This window comes from Dyella acidisoli, assembly GCF_030160295.1.
Classification (GTDB): domain Bacteria; phylum Pseudomonadota; class Gammaproteobacteria; order Xanthomonadales; family Rhodanobacteraceae; genus Dyella_B; species Dyella_B acidisoli.
The window spans coordinates 56,901-72,964 of sequence record NZ_BSOB01000006.1 but is presented as its reverse complement, the minus strand read 5'-3'; the positions used below and the strand labels follow the sequence as shown (position 1 = coordinate 72,964).

Annotated in this window: 12 protein-coding genes; 6 read left to right on the top strand and 6 right to left on the bottom strand. The window is 61.6% G+C overall.

Features of this window, described 5'->3' with window-relative positions:
* Window positions 1-34: 34 nt before the first annotated feature.
* From QQJ86_RS03665 to QQJ86_RS03650, 4 genes are read right to left on the bottom strand one after another with little or no spacing between them, the layout of a single operon-like run.
* Window positions 35-1,780, bottom strand: a complete 1,746-nt coding sequence (locus tag QQJ86_RS03665) for a bifunctional sulfate adenylyltransferase/adenylylsulfate kinase (RefSeq protein WP_284319556.1) — start codon at window positions 1,778-1,780, stop codon at window positions 35-37.
* A gap of 53 nt (window positions 1,781-1,833) precedes the next feature.
* The gene (locus QQJ86_RS03660; protein WP_284319555.1) at window positions 1,834-2,556 is read right to left on the bottom strand and encodes a phosphoadenylyl-sulfate reductase; all 723 of its coding nucleotides are present in this window, start codon (window positions 2,554-2,556) and stop codon (window positions 1,834-1,836) included.
* Window positions 2,553-4,250, bottom strand: coding sequence for an assimilatory sulfite reductase (NADPH) hemoprotein subunit (cysI, locus tag QQJ86_RS03655; RefSeq protein WP_284319554.1), 1,698 nt, complete (start codon window positions 4,248-4,250; stop codon window positions 2,553-2,555). The genes QQJ86_RS03660 and cysI overlap by 4 nt, the downstream gene beginning before the upstream one ends.
* Window positions 4,251-4,258: 8 nt before the next feature.
* Window positions 4,259-6,055 (bottom strand): assimilatory sulfite reductase (NADPH) flavoprotein subunit, encoded by a 1,797-nt coding sequence (locus tag QQJ86_RS03650; RefSeq protein WP_284319553.1) that lies wholly within the window; start codon window positions 6,053-6,055, stop codon window positions 4,259-4,261.
* A 223-nt stretch (window positions 6,056-6,278) separates the two neighbouring features.
* On the opposite strand from QQJ86_RS03650, the gene QQJ86_RS03645 reads away from it, so the two are divergent.
* From QQJ86_RS03645 to QQJ86_RS03625, 5 genes are all read left to right on the top strand, one after another.
* Complete coding sequence (locus tag QQJ86_RS03645; RefSeq protein WP_284319552.1) at window positions 6,279-7,481, top strand: OprO/OprP family phosphate-selective porin; 1,203 nt, start codon at window positions 6,279-6,281, stop codon at window positions 7,479-7,481.
* 250 nt (window positions 7,482-7,731) lie between these two features.
* On the top strand, window positions 7,732-8,733 hold the full coding sequence (locus tag QQJ86_RS03640; RefSeq protein WP_284319551.1) for a sulfate ABC transporter substrate-binding protein: 1,002 nt from the start codon (window positions 7,732-7,734) through the stop codon (window positions 8,731-8,733).
* Window positions 8,734-8,738: 5 nt separating this feature from the next.
* Entirely contained in the window at window positions 8,739-9,563 is an 825-nt protein-coding gene (gene cysT, locus QQJ86_RS03635; RefSeq protein ID WP_284319550.1) for a sulfate ABC transporter permease subunit CysT, read from the top strand.
* On the top strand, window positions 9,563-10,420 hold the full coding sequence (gene cysW, locus QQJ86_RS03630) for a sulfate ABC transporter permease subunit CysW (RefSeq protein ID WP_284319549.1): 858 nt from the start codon (window positions 9,563-9,565) through the stop codon (window positions 10,418-10,420). Before cysT ends, cysW begins: the two co-directional genes overlap by 1 nt.
* A 14-nt stretch (window positions 10,421-10,434) precedes the next feature.
* Entirely contained in the window at window positions 10,435-11,580 is a 1,146-nt protein-coding gene (locus QQJ86_RS03625) for a sulfate/molybdate ABC transporter ATP-binding protein (protein ID WP_284319548.1), read from the top strand.
* A gap of 60 nt (window positions 11,581-11,640) precedes the next feature.
* Here the strand turns inward: QQJ86_RS03625 and QQJ86_RS03620 are convergent, their stop codons facing one another.
* Window positions 11,641-11,931 carry a peptidoglycan-binding domain-containing protein gene (locus QQJ86_RS03620; RefSeq protein WP_284319547.1) on the bottom strand — a complete coding sequence of 97 codons (291 nt, stop codon included), beginning with the start codon at window positions 11,929-11,931 and terminating at the stop codon, window positions 11,641-11,643.
* Between the two features lie 144 nt (window positions 11,932-12,075).
* Between QQJ86_RS03620 and glnE the strand changes: the two genes are divergently transcribed.
* Window positions 12,076-14,928 carry a bifunctional [glutamate--ammonia ligase]-adenylyl-L-tyrosine phosphorylase/[glutamate--ammonia-ligase] adenylyltransferase gene (glnE, locus tag QQJ86_RS03615; protein WP_284319546.1) on the top strand — a complete coding sequence of 951 codons (2,853 nt, stop codon included), beginning with the start codon at window positions 12,076-12,078 and terminating at the stop codon, window positions 14,926-14,928.
* Between the two features lie 115 nt (window positions 14,929-15,043).
* Here the strand turns inward: glnE and QQJ86_RS03610 are convergent, their stop codons facing one another.
* Window positions 15,044-16,051, bottom strand: a complete 1,008-nt coding sequence (locus tag QQJ86_RS03610) for a mitochondrial fission ELM1 family protein (RefSeq protein ID WP_284319545.1) — start codon at window positions 16,049-16,051, stop codon at window positions 15,044-15,046.
* Window positions 16,052-16,064: the final 13 nt, after the last annotated feature.

The window sequence follows — 16,064 nt, the reverse complement described above, 5'->3', positions numbered from 1 at the left end:
GAAGCGGCTTTTTTATCGGTTACGTTCTCGTGGATCACACCAAGGCTTGGTTACTCAGCCAATCGAACACCTTGCCTGCAGCTTCGTTCACCGTCACTTGGCTGGTGTCGATGCGCAGTTCCGGTGTTGCAGGTACTTCGTAAGGATCGTCGATGCCGGTAAAACCTTTGATCTTCCCGGCGCGCGCTGCTGCATAGAGACCCTTGCGATCGCGCGCTTCGCACACTTCCAGTGGCGTGGAAACGTGAACTTCGATGAATCGTCCATGCGTTTCCACCAGCTGTCGCGCTTCGGTACGCGCACCGGCGTAGGGCGCGATTGGCGCGCAGATCACGATGCCGCTATGACGCACCGCTTCGCTGGCGACAAAGCCGATGCGCGTGATGTTCGCGTCGCGGTCTTCGCGCGAAAACCCCAGCCCTTTGGAAAGATGGCGGCGCACTTCGTCGCCATCCAGCACGGTCACGGACCTGCTGCTGGTTTCCAGGAGACGGGCCAGCACTGCCTGCGCCAGCGTCGATTTGCCTGAGCCGGAAAGGCCGGTGAAAAACAATGCGAATCCCTGGGGTGCATTCGCCGGATGACGCTCGCGCAGAATCTTCACCACCTCCGGAAAGGTGAACCATTCCGGGATCGCCTCGCCCTGTTGCAGGCGGCGCCGCAACTCGGTGCCAGAGATGTCGCGGACTTCATCGCCGGGTTGCACTTCCGTCTGCGGCACGTAAACGTCGCGATTGGCGACATACACCATGGCTGGGAACGGCACGATTTCGATACCAAGCTCGTCCTCGTGCTTGGCCAACAGCTCCTGCGCGGCATAAGGATCGTAGAACGGCTTGCCATTGGCATCCTTGCCGGGGCCGGCATGATCGCGGCCGACAATGAAATGGCTGGCGCCGTAATTCTTGCGAATGATCGCGTGCCACAGCGCCTCGCGCGGGCCGCCCATGCGCATCGCCAGCGGCAGCAGCGAGAGCGTGGCGTGATCGTGCGGATAATGTTCGAGCAGCGCACGATAGCAACGCACGCGTGTGTAGTGATCGACGTCGCCCGGCTTCGTACGTCCCACGGAAGGCTGGATCAGCAGTTTCGCGCCGACCTGCTCCGCTGCGCGCAGCGTCAGCTCGCGATGTGCGCGATGCATCGGGTTGCGTGTCTGGAACGCGACGATGCGATGCCAGCCATGTTGATGGAACCAGTCGCGCTGCTCGCGCGGGCTGCGACGCAGCGCGCTGAAGTCGTAGTGCGCGGGCGGCTGGATACCTTGCACCCGTCCGCCCAGATAGACCGAGCCCGTGCGATCCAGCAATTCGGCCACGCCCGGATGCGTGCGATCGGTGGTGCCGAACACCTTTTGCGCTTCGGCGATACGGTCGGGGAAGTACACGTCTTCCACCGTCAGTACCGCGAGCGGTGTGCCCTGCACGTCATTCAGGCTGATTTGCGCGTTTTCAAGAAGGCGCGCGGCAAAGGCTTCATCCACATCGAGCGCGATCGGGATCGGCCACAAAGTGCCGTTCGCCAGACGCATGTCGTTGACGACGCGATCGTAATCGGCGCGTCCGAGAAAACCTTGCAGTGGAGAGAAGCCGCCGTTGAGCAACAGTTCCAGATCGCACAGCTGGCGTTGATTGAGCGTCCACTGTGGCAGCGAGGCACTATGTCGCTTCAGTGCTTCGGCTTCGGCGGTGGGAAGGTACAACTCGCGCAGCACGCCGCCGTGCGGCGCAACCAGCGCATCATGTTCGGCCAAGACAATCTCGGCGGCGAGAGCTTTCATGGTGTTTCCTCGAATCGGGGCTGATCTAATTTTTTGTGAGTTGCCGGTGTTACTTACACATCCAAATGCAATCCGCATTCACGTTTAATGCCGAAAAAGCGGGTGTCCTCCTCGCGCATGCCGGGTTCCCAGCGGCGCGTGGTATGCGTATCGCCGATCGAGACATAGCCCTGATCCCACAGCGGGTGATAGGGCAAGTCGTAACGGCGCAGATACAAACCGACATCGCGATCGGTCCAATCGACGATCGGATGCACCTTCCAGCGTCCATGCCGATGTTCGAGCACCGGCGCCGCCGCGCGACTCACCGACTGCTGACGGCGCAAGCCTGCGAACCAGGTGCCCGCTCCAAGATCGACCAATGCGCGTTGCATCGGTTCCACTTTCGCAAGTTTGTTGTAGTGATCGAGTCCTTCGCGTCCCTGATTCCACAGTTCGCCATAACGTGCCTGCAGCCAAGCCGGCGAAAGGCTGGGGCGGATCACGTGCAGGTTGAGTGAAAGGCGCTCGGTGAGTTCGTCGATGAAGCGATAGGTCTCGGGAAACAGGTAGCCGGTATCGACCACGATCACCGGAATATCCGGTACACGCTGAGTCAAAAGGTGCAGCGATACGGCCGACTGCGCGCCGAAGCTGGAGGAAAGCACCTGTCGGCCGGGAAGATGCTGCAACGCCCAGTCGATGCGCTCCTCTGCGCTGAGCGGGAGCAGTCGTGCTTCGAGCTTGTCGCGTGCGCGTGCATCGACCGCTGCCTGTTCCGGCGTGGGCAGGCTCATGCGAAAACCTCGGCATCAATGGCGTGGCGCGCGGCCGGCAACACGCCGCTGCGTACGAGAAAGTCACCGAAACGTTCGTGTTCATGGCGTTCGACGGCGTAGCGTGCAAACAGTCCATCCAGCTCGGCGAGAATGCCGGCCTCGTCGATGTTTTCGCGCAATATGCGATTGAGGCGTTGCCCGGCGAAGTCGGCGCCTACGCGCAGGTCGTAGCGACCAATTGCACGGCCGATCAGCGCGATCTCGCCGAGGTAGGGGCGCGAGCAACCGTTCGGGCATCCAGACAGGCGCAGCACAATCGGCTCGTCGCGCAATCCGTGGCGTTCGAGCAACGCTTCCAGCTTCGGCAGCAGCTGCGGCAGGTAACGCTCGCTTTCAGCCATGGCCAAGCCGCAGGTCGGCAAGGCGACGCAGGCCACCGCGTGTCGACGAATGCCGCTCAGCTGGCGATAGCCATCGAGCTTGTACTCGGCAACCAGCGCGTCGACGCGTTCGCGTTGCGAGACCGGCACGTTGGCGATGATCAGGTTCTGGTTGCAGGTCATACGGAAATCGCCCTGGTGCACTTCCGCAATCGCACGCAGACCACTCAGATGCGGCTGCCCAGGAAGATCGGCGAGACGGCCCGATTCAATCTGCAAGGTGAGATGCCAGCGGCCGTCGTCGCCCTCGGTCCAGCCGTAACGGTCACCGTTGTGATCGAACCGATACGGCCGCGAAGCCTGCAACGTGAAGCCGATGCGGCGTTCCAGCTCCGCCTTGAAAGCGGCTAAGCCCATGCGATCAATGGTGTACTTCAGCCGCGCGTGTTTGCGCTCCCGGCGATCGCCGTGATCGCGCTGCACTTCGATGACGCCTTCGGCAGTGCGGAGCAGTTGTTCGGGCTCCACAAAACCGATCACGCTGCCGAGCCGCGGATACGTGCTGGGATCGCCATGAGTCGCGCCCATGCCACCGCCGATGGCTACGTTGAAGCCAAGCAGTTCGCCGTGTTCGATGATGGCGATCAGGCCGAGATCCTGCGCGAACACGTCCACGTCATTGGTGGGCGGCACGGCGATGCCGATCTTGAATTTACGCGGCAGATAGGTGGAACCATACAGCGGCTCGCTCTCTTCCTCGCCGCCTGCGACCAGCTTCTCGTCGAGCCAAATCTCATGATAAGCGCGCGTCTTTGGCTTCAGGTGTTCCGACAGGCGTTCCGCCCAGTGATAGGCCAAGCGATGCGCTGGCGAAGCGACAGGATTCGCGCTGGCGACCACGTTGCGGTTGACGTCGCCGCAGGCAGCGATGGTGCTGACCAGCGCTTTGTTCATCGCAGCGATTGAACGCTTCAGGTCGCGCTTCAGAATGCCGTGCAACTGAAATGTCTGCCGCGTGGTGATGCGCAGCGTGTGATTGGCCCAGGTGCGCGCGATGTGATCGAACGACAGCCATTGCGCGGGGCTCAGCACGCCGCCGGCCAGCCTCGCACGCACCATGAACTGATACGCGGGCTCCAACTTCTGCTTGCGGCGTTCTTCGCGCAGGTCGCGATCATCCTGCTGGTAGCTGCCGTGAAACTTCAGCAGTTTGTTGTCGTCTTCGCTGATTGCACCCGTGACAGGATCGGCAAGGCTTTCGACCAAGGTGCCACGCAAGAAGCGGCTCTTCGCCTTGATGCGCTCGAGTTCGGAAAGGGCGACTTCGCTCATCGCGGACCTCAATACACGTCGCGGGCGTAACGGCCCTGTTGGATCAACTGGTTCAACCATGCTTCGGCGTCTTCGCTTGAACGCGCGCCGTGTTCGGCAACAATCGAAGCCAACGCCTTATGCACATCCTTGGCCATCCGATTGGCATCGCCGCAGACATACACGTGCGCGCCGTTCTCCAGCCACTCGTACAAGCGACGACCTTGCTCGATCAGACGATGCTGGACATAAAGCTTTTGAGCTTGGTCACGTGAGAATGCGAGATCGAGGCGATGCAGCTGTCCGCGCTTGAGCGCCTGCTGCCATTCCACTTGGTACAAGAAGTCCGAGTAGAAATGCGGATTGCCGAACACCAGCCAGTTGCGCCCGCTGGCACCGCGTTCGGCGCGCTCCTGCACGAATGCGCGATACGGTGCGACGCCGGTACCTGCGCCGATCATGATGATGTCGCGATCGTCGCCAGGCAGATGGAAACGTTCGTTGGCCTCGATAAAGACCGGTACGTTTTCGCCTTCCCCGTACTGTGCCAGATAGCGGCTGGCCGTGCCCCAACGTGCTTCTCCGTCGAACGCATAGTCGACGTGGCTGACGGTGAGATGCACTTCATCGCTCACCACGGACTGGCTCGAGGCGATGGAATACAGGCGTGGTGCGAGTGGACGCAGCGCGGCGACCAGTGTTTCCGCCGTCCAATCTGCGGGATAGCGATGGAGCAGATCCAGGACCTGCCATTGCGAAAACAGTGCAGCCAACGCATCACGCGATGTCGGCAACAACAGCTCTCGCAGATGAGCATCCCCATTGCGTTCTGCGTGAGCGGCGAAGAAGGGGCGCGTGAGCTGAGTCAGCTCGCGATGCTCGGTCAGCCATGTGCGCAGCGCGTGTTCTTCCTCGCCCACGCGGACAGCGGTATCCCCGTCAAGTCGCAAGGCCGTCAGCACAGCATCGACGAGGGCAGGTGACTGCGTCGGCCACACGCCTAGTGCGTCACCCGGCGCATAGCGCAGGCCGGAACCTTCCAGCGAAAGTTCAAGATGGCGTACGTCGCGATCGCTGCCGCGGCCGGTAATGCGCTGGTTGAGCAGCAATGGCGCCAGGAACGGCTGTTCGCGATGCCACGCCGGCGTGCTGCGCGCCGTACGCAAGGTGGTGACCTTGGCCAGCGGTGCGGAGGTTTTCAGCTGCTCGCGCGCTTGCTGAAGTGCTTGTTCCAGCCAGGGCTGCGCCACGGTTTCCAGATCGACGTCTGCTTCGCCGGAAGAGAACAGGCGTTGCGCGCCCAGCGTCGCAAAGCGCTCATCGAGTTGGCGGCCGATTGCGCAAAAGTTCGGATAGCTGGAATCGCCCAGACCCAGCACGCCGTAACGTAAGGCTTCCAGTTTCGGCGCGCGTGCGCTAGTGATGAATTCGAAGAAGGCACGCGAATCGTCCGGTGGCTCGCCATCGCCTTGCGTGCTGACGACGATGTAAAGCAGGCGCTCCTGCTTCAGCTCGCGCGTGGCATAAGCATCTGTGCGCACTACGCGTACGGCCAGTCCAGCGGCGGAGGCGCGACGCCCGAGATCTTCAGCCAGGCGCTTGGCATTACCGGTCTGGCTGCCATAGAGAATGGTCAGGCGAGCTTGGGCGTCGACGGCGTGTGAAGCCTCGGCCGCTGTGCTTTTGCCGGGAAGCTGACGTTGGCCTGCAACGCCTGCGAGGTAGCCGGAAAGCCACAGCAACGCCGGTGCTTCCAACCCGTCGATCAGACGCGCAACCAGCGGTTGCTTGTCTTCGGGGAACGGCGATAGTGTGGCGGCGGTCATTGTTTGAGGTCCTGGACGTTTAGACGTCCAAATCAGTTAAAGAATGTTAGGACTTTGTTTTTTTGCCCAGAAATGATGCGGTGGCATATCCGCATGCCATTCCCTCCTTTCCACTGAGCAAAACCGCACAGGCAGCATGGAACCGGGTGCGCTACCCCCTCCAGCGCGCCATGGGTCTTCATCCACTTGTCCAAGGCGCCGCCGCGCGGCGCCGGAGCCTCGCATGCCTCGACGATCTAAGCCTTTTCATGCCGTGTTGACGTTGGTCACGGCGTTTTCGCTGGCCGCGTCCATACCCGCCGCCAAGGCTGGCGACCCTGACTGGCTTTACAATTGGCCGACGCACGCGCAACTGAGCGACGGCACCGATATCGGCCTGGTGTTGCGCTACCAGTACGACCTCAATGATTTTTCGCACGACGACGGCAAGTTCACGGACGCGCATACCAATCGCCGCAAATACCTGGGCTTCTACGTCAAAAAGCCTGGCGTTTATGACGCCACGGTGTACTACGACTTCCAATCCAGGCAGTGGCAGGACGTCTTTGCCCGGCTGCAGTCGAAAGCGGTGTTTGGCGAGGACCTGGGTGCCGTTCGCTTCGGGCAAAGCAAGACGCCCGTAAGCTTCGAAGGCGTCACCACATCAACGCAGACCACCTTTATTGAACTGGCGCTACCTTCACAGGCTGTGTACGAAAACCGCCGTGTCGGTGTGGATTGGGCCATCCAGCGCCAGCATTGGTTGGCGAGCCTCGGTTATTACGGCCAGAACCTGACGGGTAAGAACCGAGGGCATACCCTTGCAGCCCGCGCTGCCTGGGTGCCAATTCACGAGGCAACGAATGTGCTGCACCTGGGCGTGGCGGCTTCACAGGAACGTCCCTATGGTTTGGTGAACGCGCTAGGCGTACAGCAACCGGCTACGACCAGCTTCAAGGCGCCGCCAGAAGCGGGGCTTACCACCGTTAGCCTGATCAGTTCGGGCACGTTGACGGCGGTGAAGCACATCAATCGTCTTGGTCTGGAAGGGTTGTGGATCGACGGCCCGTGGTCGGTGCAGGGTGAATACCTGCAAGCACAGACCACGTTTGACGTGCCGCGGCCGAACTACGACCTCTCTGGTTATTACGTGTTCGGCAGCTGGGTGCTTACCGGCGAATCACGTCAATATCACGACGGCAATGTCAGTAACGTGATTCCTGCGCACCCATGGGGAGCGGTGGAATTGGCGATGCGTTACAGCGACCTCGATCTCAACGACGGACGCGTGCAGGGCGGTAAGGAACACGACTGGACCGCGGGTGCGAACTGGTACCTGGGTACGCATTTGCGCCTGCAAGCCAACTACATCCGTGCTTTCAGCAACAGGAAGGGGCTGGTGATCGATCCGCATATTTTCGAGCTGCGTGCGGAGATTTTCATATAGCGAGAAATAGTCCCCTCTCCCCTCCGGGGAGAGGGCTAGGGTGAGGGGCCAATCTCGCGAAGTGCACCATGCGAAGCACTGCTTCGATTGAGATTCACGGCAAGCCCCGACCCCTCACTCCGACCCTCTCCCCGGAGGGGAGAGGGAGTAGTAGCAAGCATATGGTTAGGACGATCCGCGCTTTCGGACGTCCAGCCGTCCGAACCTATAGTGCACAGTGGGCGATGCTGCCCCGAGGAGATTTTCACGTATGAGACGCCTACTGTTCCTGCTGGCCGTTCTGCTATCGCTGTGCACCGGCTGCTCGTCAGTGGACGATACGAAGCTGCTGAACGTCTCCTACGACCCTACCCGTGAATATTTTCAGGACACCGACACGGCCTTCAAGGCGTACTGGGCGAAACAGACAGGGCAGAGTATTGCCGTCACAACGTCCAATGGCGGTTCCGGCAAGCAGGCTCGCGCGGTGCTTGATGGCTTGCAGGCGGACGTGGTGACCCTGGCCTTGGCGTATGACATCGACGTGCTCGCCGACAAGGGATTGTTGGCGAAGGACTGGCAGGCACGCTTGCCGGACAACAGTTCGCCCTACACGTCTACCGTGGTGTTCGTGGTACGCAAGGGCAATCCAAAGCAGATTCACGATTGGTCCGACCTGATTCGCCCCGACGTGCGGGTGATCACGCCCAATCCGAAGACGTCGGGCGGCGCGCGCTGGAATTTCCTTGCTGCGTGGGGCTGGGCGCTTCGCCAGCCGGATGGCAACGCAGACACAGCACGTGCCTACGTCACCAAGCTCTATAGGAATGTGCCCGTGCTTGATACCGGGTCACGCGGCGCAACCAACACGTTTGTCCAGCGCGGCATCGGCGACGTGCTGATTGCATGGGAAAGCGAAGCGTTGATGACGCAGAAGGAATTCGGCAAAGACAAGTATGAAATCGTCGTGCCTTCCACAACGATCCTGGCGGAGCCGCCCGTAGCTGTCGTTGATGCGGTGGCGGCCAAGCGTGGCACCCAGAAGATCGCACAAGCGTTTCTGCAGTACTTATATAGCCCGGAAGGGCAGGAGATTGCCGCCAAGCATTTCTTCCGTCCGCGCCTGGCATCGGTGGCCGAGAAGTACGCGACACAGTTTCCCGCGGTGAAAACCTTCACCATCGCTGAACAGTTTGGCGATTGGCGTCAGGTACAGGCCACCTATTTCGCTGATGGTGGAGTGTTCGACCAGATCACCGAGGGGGCGCACTGACCGCAATGGCCCGCCACGTACTACCAGGGTTTCGCCTGAGCACCGGCTACACGCTCGTGGTGCTTGGCAGTTGCGTGTTGCTTCCACTCGCGGCGTTGTTGTGGACGGCATGCGAACTCGGGCCGGCGGGATGGTGGGCGCAAATAGGTACGCGCCGCGTTTTGGCAGCGTTGAAACTGAGTTTTGGTGCTGCACTGCTTGCAGCCACCATCGATGCACTGCTCGGCTTGTTGGTGGCGTGGGTGCTGGTGCGTTATCGCTTTGCGTTCCGTCGCGTGTGCGATGCGCTGGTCGATCTGCCGTTTGCGTTACCCACGGCTGTCGCCGGCATTTCGTTGACGGCGTTGTATGCGCCGAATGGCTGGATAGGTAGCCGCCTGGCACCGCTCGGCATCCAAGTGGCCTACACGCGGCTGGGTGTGCTGCTGGCGATGGTGTTCGTTGGTCTGCCGTTCGTCGTGCGCACGCTGCAACCAGTGCTTGAAAGCATGGAAAGCGATCTGGAGGAAGCAGCCTATACGCTTGGCGCTTCGTCTGTGCAACGTTTCTTCCGTGTGGTGTTGCCGTTGCTGCTGCCGACGCTGCTGACCGGATACGCGCTGGCGCTGGCGCGCGCGATCGGCGAATACGGCTCGGTGATCTTCATCGCTGGCAACCGCTTGTTCCGCACGGAGATCGCGCCTTATCTGATCGTGCAGAAAATCGATTCGCAGTACGACTATCGCGGCGCGGCTGCGCTGGGAGCAGTGATGCTGGGTGCCTCGTTGTTGTTGCTTGTCGCGATGGCCTGGCTAAATCGCTGGACTCGTCGTTGGGCGGTGGTGCGCTGATGGCCGCCGTCGCTGCCGTGGTGTCGATGGGCCGGCCTACATGGTCCATGCGAGTGGCGCGCGTTGTGCTGGTGCTCGCCGCGCTCGCTGTACTGGGTTGGTTGCTGGTGTTGCCGTTGCTGGCGATTTTCGCCGAAGCGTTCCGGCAGGGTGTGGCGTTCTATCTGGATGCAATCCGCCAGCCGGATACGCTCGCCGCCGTACGCCTGACCTTGACCGTTGCCGCCATTGCCGTGCCCTTGAACATGGTCTTCGGCCTGGCCGCTGCCTGGTCGATGACGCACTTCGAGTTTCGTGGCAAGTCGTTGCTTGCAGCACTGATCGATCTGCCGTTTTCGATCTCGCCGGTGGTCGCCGGCATGATGCTGATCCTGGTCTACGGAAAAGACGGCTGGCTGGGTTCGTGGCTGGAAGCACATAACGTGCAGGTGATCTTTGCCTTGCCTGGTTTGGTGTTGGCAACGGTGCTGGTGACGCTGCCATTCGTGGCGCGCGAGCTGATTCCGTTGATGCAGGCGCAGGGTTCGGAACAGGAAGAAGCAGCGCTGACGCTGGGCGCCGGCGGATGGCAGATCTTCTTCCGCGTCACCCTGCCGCGCGTGCGCTGGGCGCTGTTGTATGGCGTCCTGTTATGCAATGCGCGAGCCATGGGCGAGTTTGGTGCGGTCTATGTGGTTTCGGGCCACCTGCGCGGCATCACCAATACGCTGCCGCTGCAGGTGGATCAGCTGTACCAAGAAAATTTTTCCGCCGCTTTTGCAGTGGCTTCACTGCTTGCCCTGCTTACTGTCCTCACGCTTGGTATCAAGCGTTTCGTGGAGTGGCGGCACGGCGGCGAGTTGAATGCCAACACTTGAGGATCTTTGACCGGATGGCTATCGAGATTTCCCGCCTGCGTCGCCAGTTCGATGGGTTCATCGCCCTCGACGACGTCAGCCTGACTATCGGTGACGGCGAATTTGTTGCCGTGCTCGGTCCGTCGGGCTCGGGAAAAACGAGCCTGCTGCGCATTCTTGCCGGACTCGATCAACCGGATGCCGGCAGCGTGCTGCGCGATGGCCAGGATCTGCTCGCACTGGACGCCCGGCGCCGCGGTGTGGGTCTGGTGTTCCAGCACTACGCGCTGTTTCCGCACATGACGGTGGCGCAAAACGTGGCTTTCGGCTTGCGCGTTCGTCCATGGCGTTTGCGGCCCAAGACCTCGGCTATCAAGGCAAGCGTCGAGAATCTGCTGCGCAAGGTAGAGCTAGAAGGTTTCGCACACCGCTATCCTGCGCAGCTTTCCGGCGGCCAGCGCCAGCGTGTTGCTTTGGCGCGCGCGCTGGCGATCGAGCCGCGTCTGCTGCTACTGGATGAACCGTTTGGTGCACTTGATGCGCAGGTGCGCGTAAATCTGCGCGGCTGGCTGCGCGAGTTCCATCGTTCGTTCGGCATCACCAGCTTGTTCGTCACGCACGATCAAGATGAGGCATTGGAAATGGCCGATCGTGTGGTGCTGATGAATCGCGGTCGCATTGAACAGATCGGCACGCCGGAGCAGATCTATCGCCAGCCTGCTACGCCATTTGCGTCACGCTTCATTGCGCGCGGCCAATCGTTGCCTGGTGAGGTAAAGGGGCAGCAATTGCATCTGTTCGGCCACGTGTGGCGCATCGAAAATTTTGCAGGGAATGATGCGCACGAAGTCACCGTGCACGTGCGTCCCGAAGACATCGTGCTCACCTCGTTGCCGGGCGATGGTCTGAAGGCGAAGCTGCTCAATCTGCGGCACGTGGCCGGCACCGTGCGTGCGAGTTTGCTCGTGGAGAGCATGGACGAGCCGATCGAAGCGGAATGGAGCGAGCGCGATTGGGCACGGCATCATGGTCCGGCCGACGATGTTATCGGCGTCCATTTTCAGGCGTTGTCGGTCTTTGCCAGTGATCGGGAGGGCCGTGTGCTGGCGCGCGCAACCCTGCATCCGCCTCACGCGAGTTTTCCTGTCGCGGTAGGACCCTGGCGGCGGGTTGAAGCTTAAGCAAGCCAGGATGGCAGTCATAGGTTGGGGTGCGAACCCCAGCCTGCAAAACATCCAAGCCTACTCACTCGAAGATCGGGCTTGCGAGGAATGCCGAAGTGCGTGCCGTAGCGCACGCCATGTCTTCGGTCCCGCAATGCCATCCACGGTAAGGCCATAGTCGTATTGGAAGGCCTCCACGGCGCGCCGAGTGCGGTCGCCGAAATGGCCATCGGCCCTTATCAGCCCAGCCATGTCCCGGTAGTCGAGTTCGCGCAGTTGTTGCTGCAGTTCCAATACGGCCTCGCCTTGTGCGTCGTATTGAAGAGTGGTGGCGGCCGTTGATGCCTCGTCGTGTGGCGTCGCCGTCATCTGTCGATCCTCCTTGTTAGCGCGTCGCGATAAGGCTGCAGCAGGCATCCGGCGGGCCGCTGTCGGGTGATGGCGGTCAAGGATGAAAGCTCAGGGCGCGCAAGACGGTTCTGTCATGCAACGTGTAGGGCTCATAATGGCCGCATGGCTGTCATTCCTCCTCCCACTGAATCGTCCGCGCTGCGGGCCCTGATCGACGATCGTTACGCGCAATTGGTCGCGCGTTGCCGTGCTGCGGGCGTGCCTCTGCACGACGATGCCGGCGTGGCCGAGCGCATACGCCGCACCTTGTTGGCCAGCGACTTCGCCTTCGAAGCGTGGCGCAGCCAGCCGCAGTTGCTCGCGCCGCAGGGTCTGGAACGATTGCGTGCCAGTGCCGATGCTTCGGCGCGCATCGACGCCTTGAAGCTTGATACCGATGAAGCGGCTTGCATGGCGGCGCTGCGTCGCTTCCGCCATGCCGAGGCCTTGCGGCTGGTGTTTCGCGACGTCAACGGCCTGGACGATCTGCCCGAAACGCTTTCCGCCACCAGCGTGCTCTACGAAGCCTTGCTTGGCGCCGCGCTCGAATGGTCAGAGCGCAACTTGGCCTTGCGCTATGGCCATGCGCGCGATGTGGATGGCGTGCTGCAACGCTTGATAGTGATCGGTTTTGGCAAGCTTGGCGGCAGCGAGCTGAATTTTTCTTCCGACATCGATTTGGTGCTGGCTTATCCGCAGGGCGGCGAGAGCGACGGTGCGCGCGTGCTGGACAACAGCGAATACTTCGTGCGCATGGGACGCCAGCTGGTTCGCCTGCTGCACGAGCCAACCACGGATGGCATCTGCGCACGCGTGGATTTGCGCTTGCGTCCGTTCGGCAATGCCGGACGGCTGGCTTTGCCGTTCAGCGCGATGGAGCAGTACTACCAGCGTGAAGGGCGCGACTGGGAACGCTATGCGTGGATCAAGGCGCGCACGGTGGCGGGTGATCGCAGCGCGGGCAAGCAATTGCAGGAAATGCTCCGGCCGTTCGTCTATCGCAAATATCTCGACTACACCGCGTTCGCGGGACTGCGCGAAATGAAGGCACTGATCGACGCGGAAGTGGCGCGCAAGGATCTGGCCGACAACCTGAAGCTCGGTCCTGGTGGCATCCGCGAGATCGAATTCGTCGTGCAGCTGGTGCAACTGATCCGCGGTGGTCGCGAGCCCAGTCTGCGTGTGCGCGGCCTGCTGCCGGCACTTACCGCGTGCGAGGCGCGTGGGCATATTCCAGCTTCCCGTGCGCGTGCTTTACGCCAAGCCTATGTGTTCCTGCGCCGGCTGGAAAACCGCGTGCAGATGATGCGCGATGCGCAGACACACGATTTGCCGGAGGACGAGCTCACACGTGAGCGGTTGGCGCTCGCGCTGGATTATCCAGCCTGGGAGCCGCTGGCCGAGGAACTGGCGAAGCATCGCGACATCGTCGCCAACGAGTTCGAAGCCATGCTGATGCCTGAAGGTGGCGCCAAGGCCAGCGTGCCGGCAGCGGATGCTGTCTTGTGGAAGCGCGCGTGCGACGAATCGCTCGATGCTTCTTTGCTGGAGGCTTCCGGTTTTTCGCCTGGTGCGGAAGCGGCAGACGTTTTGCTGAAGTTGCCGCAGGCTTCGCAGTTGCGCACCATGTCAGCGCGTGCGCGCGAGCAACTTGATCATCTGATGCCGCAATTGCTGGCGGTCGCGCGCGATACTGCCGCACCGGTGCCGTGCCTGCTGCGTTTGTGCAGGCTGGTGCAGACGGTGGCGCGCCGTCCTTCCTATCTTGCGCTACTGGAAGAGCAGCCTTCGGCGCGCAAGCGTCTGGCGCAGTTATTTGCCGACAGCGCGTTTCTGGCTGAGCGCGTGATCGCCCAACCTTTGTTGCTCGACGACGTGCTCGATCCGCGTATCGATCAGCTGCCGCTCAAGCGTGCGGATATCAGCGCGGAGATCGCGCATGTGCTCACGACTTTGGAAGAACGGGAGGCAGAAGCGGAGCTGGAGCGTATCAACGAGTTCAAATCGAGCATCGCGTTTCGCCTGGGGCTGGCGTTCAACGACGGGCGTGTGGATGCGGTGGCGACGGCGCGCCGATTAGCGGCGCTGGCGGAATCGGTGGTCAATGCCATCGCCGCGCTGGCCGAGCGCGAAGTGATTGCCGTGCATGGACGATTGCCGGGCGAAGGTTCGGGGTTTTCGATCCTCGGTTACGGCAGCTTGGGTGGCGCAGAACTGGGGTTCGCCTCCGACCTCGATCTGGTGTTCGTGTTCGACGGCCAGCGCGCGCAAGCGATGAGCGATGGTCCGCGTCCGCTGGAAGGTTCACGCTGGTATCAGCGCCTGACGCAGCGCGTGATGAATTGGCTGACCGTGCTCACGCGCGCGGGTCGCTTGTATGAGGTGGATACGCGCTTGCGGCCGGATGGCTCCAAGGGTTTGCTGGTCGGCAGCCTGGAAGCCTTCGTCGCGTATCAGGAGAGCCGCGCCTGGACCTGGGAGCATCAGGCGCTGCTGCGTGCGTGGCCGGTCGCGGGTGATGCTGCATTGAACGCCGAACTCATCGAGGTGCGGCGGCGCACGCTCGCCGTGCCACGCGATCGTGCCGCAGTGATCACGGAAGTCGGCAACATGCGGCGGCGTTGGCGCGCGGAACGCGACCGCTCCGATGCTGAGCAGATCGATATCAAGCAAGCCCATGGTGGCTTGCTTGATATCGAATTCGCATTGCAGGGATTGGTGCTGGCACATGCGGCACAATCGTCGGATCTGCTGTCGACCACGGCGAATTCGGGTTTGATCGAGCTTTGCCGTAACGCAGGCTTGCTCGATACCGCGCAGGCGAATTGCCTTACGCGCGCGCATGCCGAATTGTTGCGACGTGCTTTGTTCTGCACATTGGACTTGCGCTCACGCATCGCGCCGCGCGATGAGGAGTTGGAGGAGCTGTGCAGCGAGGTCATGGTGGTGACGCACGCGTTGGGATTCGATTTCTGATGGTGTCGCAGGTGTGCGTATCTACCCAATTTTGTGCAAAGACAAAGCAAGTCCTTGAACAAGCACCTTCCCCTGCAAGCAGGGGAGCGGGCGTTCCGCGCAGCCATATAGTTCTCTAGGCGGCAAGCAGGCGCTTGCGTAATGTTTCGGCGATGGCTTCGGTCTCGCGCAACGGCGTTTGCTTCGCTGGTGCGTTGTCATCGATATCGTGCAACAAGCCAGCCTCGCGCAAGCTGCTATGAAATCGCGCGAGTTTCGCCGGCAACTCTCCAAGCACAAACGTATGCACAGCGCATCCCACCGCGCACGCTTCACTGAGCATGTTCACCGAATCGGGCGTTACTACCAGGCGATCGGCCCAACCAAGTACGGCAGGATAAGGATTGTTGCCGTCGTCGGGACCCGTCCAGAGCAAGCCAGGAATACCGTGCATGGTTTTGCGCATGACGTCCTTCACCGCATCGGGCGTGCGGCGTGAAGTCAGCACCAACAGGCTGCCGCCTTCGCGGCGCTGGCGTGCGATCAAGTGTTGGGCGAGATGTTGTGCGTAATCCGCATCCATGCGGATGCCTGTGCGCGGACCGCCAAGCAGTACGCCCACGCGTGGGCGCGGCAGGTCGCCCAAGGCGGGACTCGCCTCACGGCCATCGGCCAGCCATGCATCATCGATCGGGTTCAACGATCCCAGCGGGTTCAACACGTTGGCGCCGATGAGACCGTCATGGCGGGGAGCGATGACGGTGGTCCAGTGTTCGGGGTCAATGCGGGGATCGAGGATCTGCACGGTATGGCAATAGCCGTCCGTCAAAGTGCGCAGCATGCGGGTCAGCACGGCTGCGCTGCGTCCGCAACCGATGGCGATGCTGGGCCATGGCGGTGCAAAAGCGTTGCGCTGCGAAGCGGGCAGGGCAAGCCGGCCACCTAAAGTCATCCGAGGCGACAGCCATGACCATGGCGCACGCAGTGACAACACCAGATGCCGCACCGGCATACCCATGCGTTCGGCCAGTGCCAGCGCTTGGCGCTGGTTGCCGGCGGATGCGTCGGTGATGGCCCAGCATTCGCCACGCAAGCTGTGCGCAGGTTCATGCCCGGAAGGGTCGATTGTCGCCGGATCGTGCACAGTACGTTCGCCT

What these genes read in the sequence shown, in the direction of transcription:
- QQJ86_RS03625 (WP_284319548.1), top strand. Translation starts at nt 10,435, where the DNA reads ATGGCTATCGAGATTTCCCGCCTGCGTCGCCAGTTCGATGGGTTCATC.
- QQJ86_RS03660 (WP_284319555.1), bottom strand. Translation starts at nt 2,556, where the DNA reads ATGAGCCTGCCCACGCCGGAACAGGCAGCGGTCGATGCACGCGCACGC.
- cysW (WP_284319549.1), top strand. Translation starts at nt 9,563, where the DNA reads ATGGCCGCCGTCGCTGCCGTGGTGTCGATGGGCCGGCCTACATGGTCC.
- QQJ86_RS03650 (WP_284319553.1), bottom strand. Translation starts at nt 6,055, where the DNA reads ATGACCGCCGCCACACTATCGCCGTTCCCCGAAGACAAGCAACCGCTG.
- QQJ86_RS03640 (WP_284319551.1), top strand. Translation starts at nt 7,732, where the DNA reads ATGAGACGCCTACTGTTCCTGCTGGCCGTTCTGCTATCGCTGTGCACC.
- glnE (WP_284319546.1), top strand. Translation starts at nt 12,076, where the DNA reads ATGGCTGTCATTCCTCCTCCCACTGAATCGTCCGCGCTGCGGGCCCTG.
- cysT (WP_284319550.1), top strand. Translation starts at nt 8,739, where the DNA reads ATGGCCCGCCACGTACTACCAGGGTTTCGCCTGAGCACCGGCTACACG.
- QQJ86_RS03645 (WP_284319552.1), top strand. Translation starts at nt 6,279, where the DNA reads ATGCCTCGACGATCTAAGCCTTTTCATGCCGTGTTGACGTTGGTCACG.
- QQJ86_RS03665 (WP_284319556.1), bottom strand. Translation starts at nt 1,780, where the DNA reads ATGAAAGCTCTCGCCGCCGAGATTGTCTTGGCCGAACATGATGCGCTG.
- cysI (WP_284319554.1), bottom strand. Translation starts at nt 4,250, where the DNA reads ATGAGCGAAGTCGCCCTTTCCGAACTCGAGCGCATCAAGGCGAAGAGC.
- QQJ86_RS03620 (WP_284319547.1), bottom strand. Translation starts at nt 11,931, where the DNA reads ATGACGGCGACGCCACACGACGAGGCATCAACGGCCGCCACCACTCTT.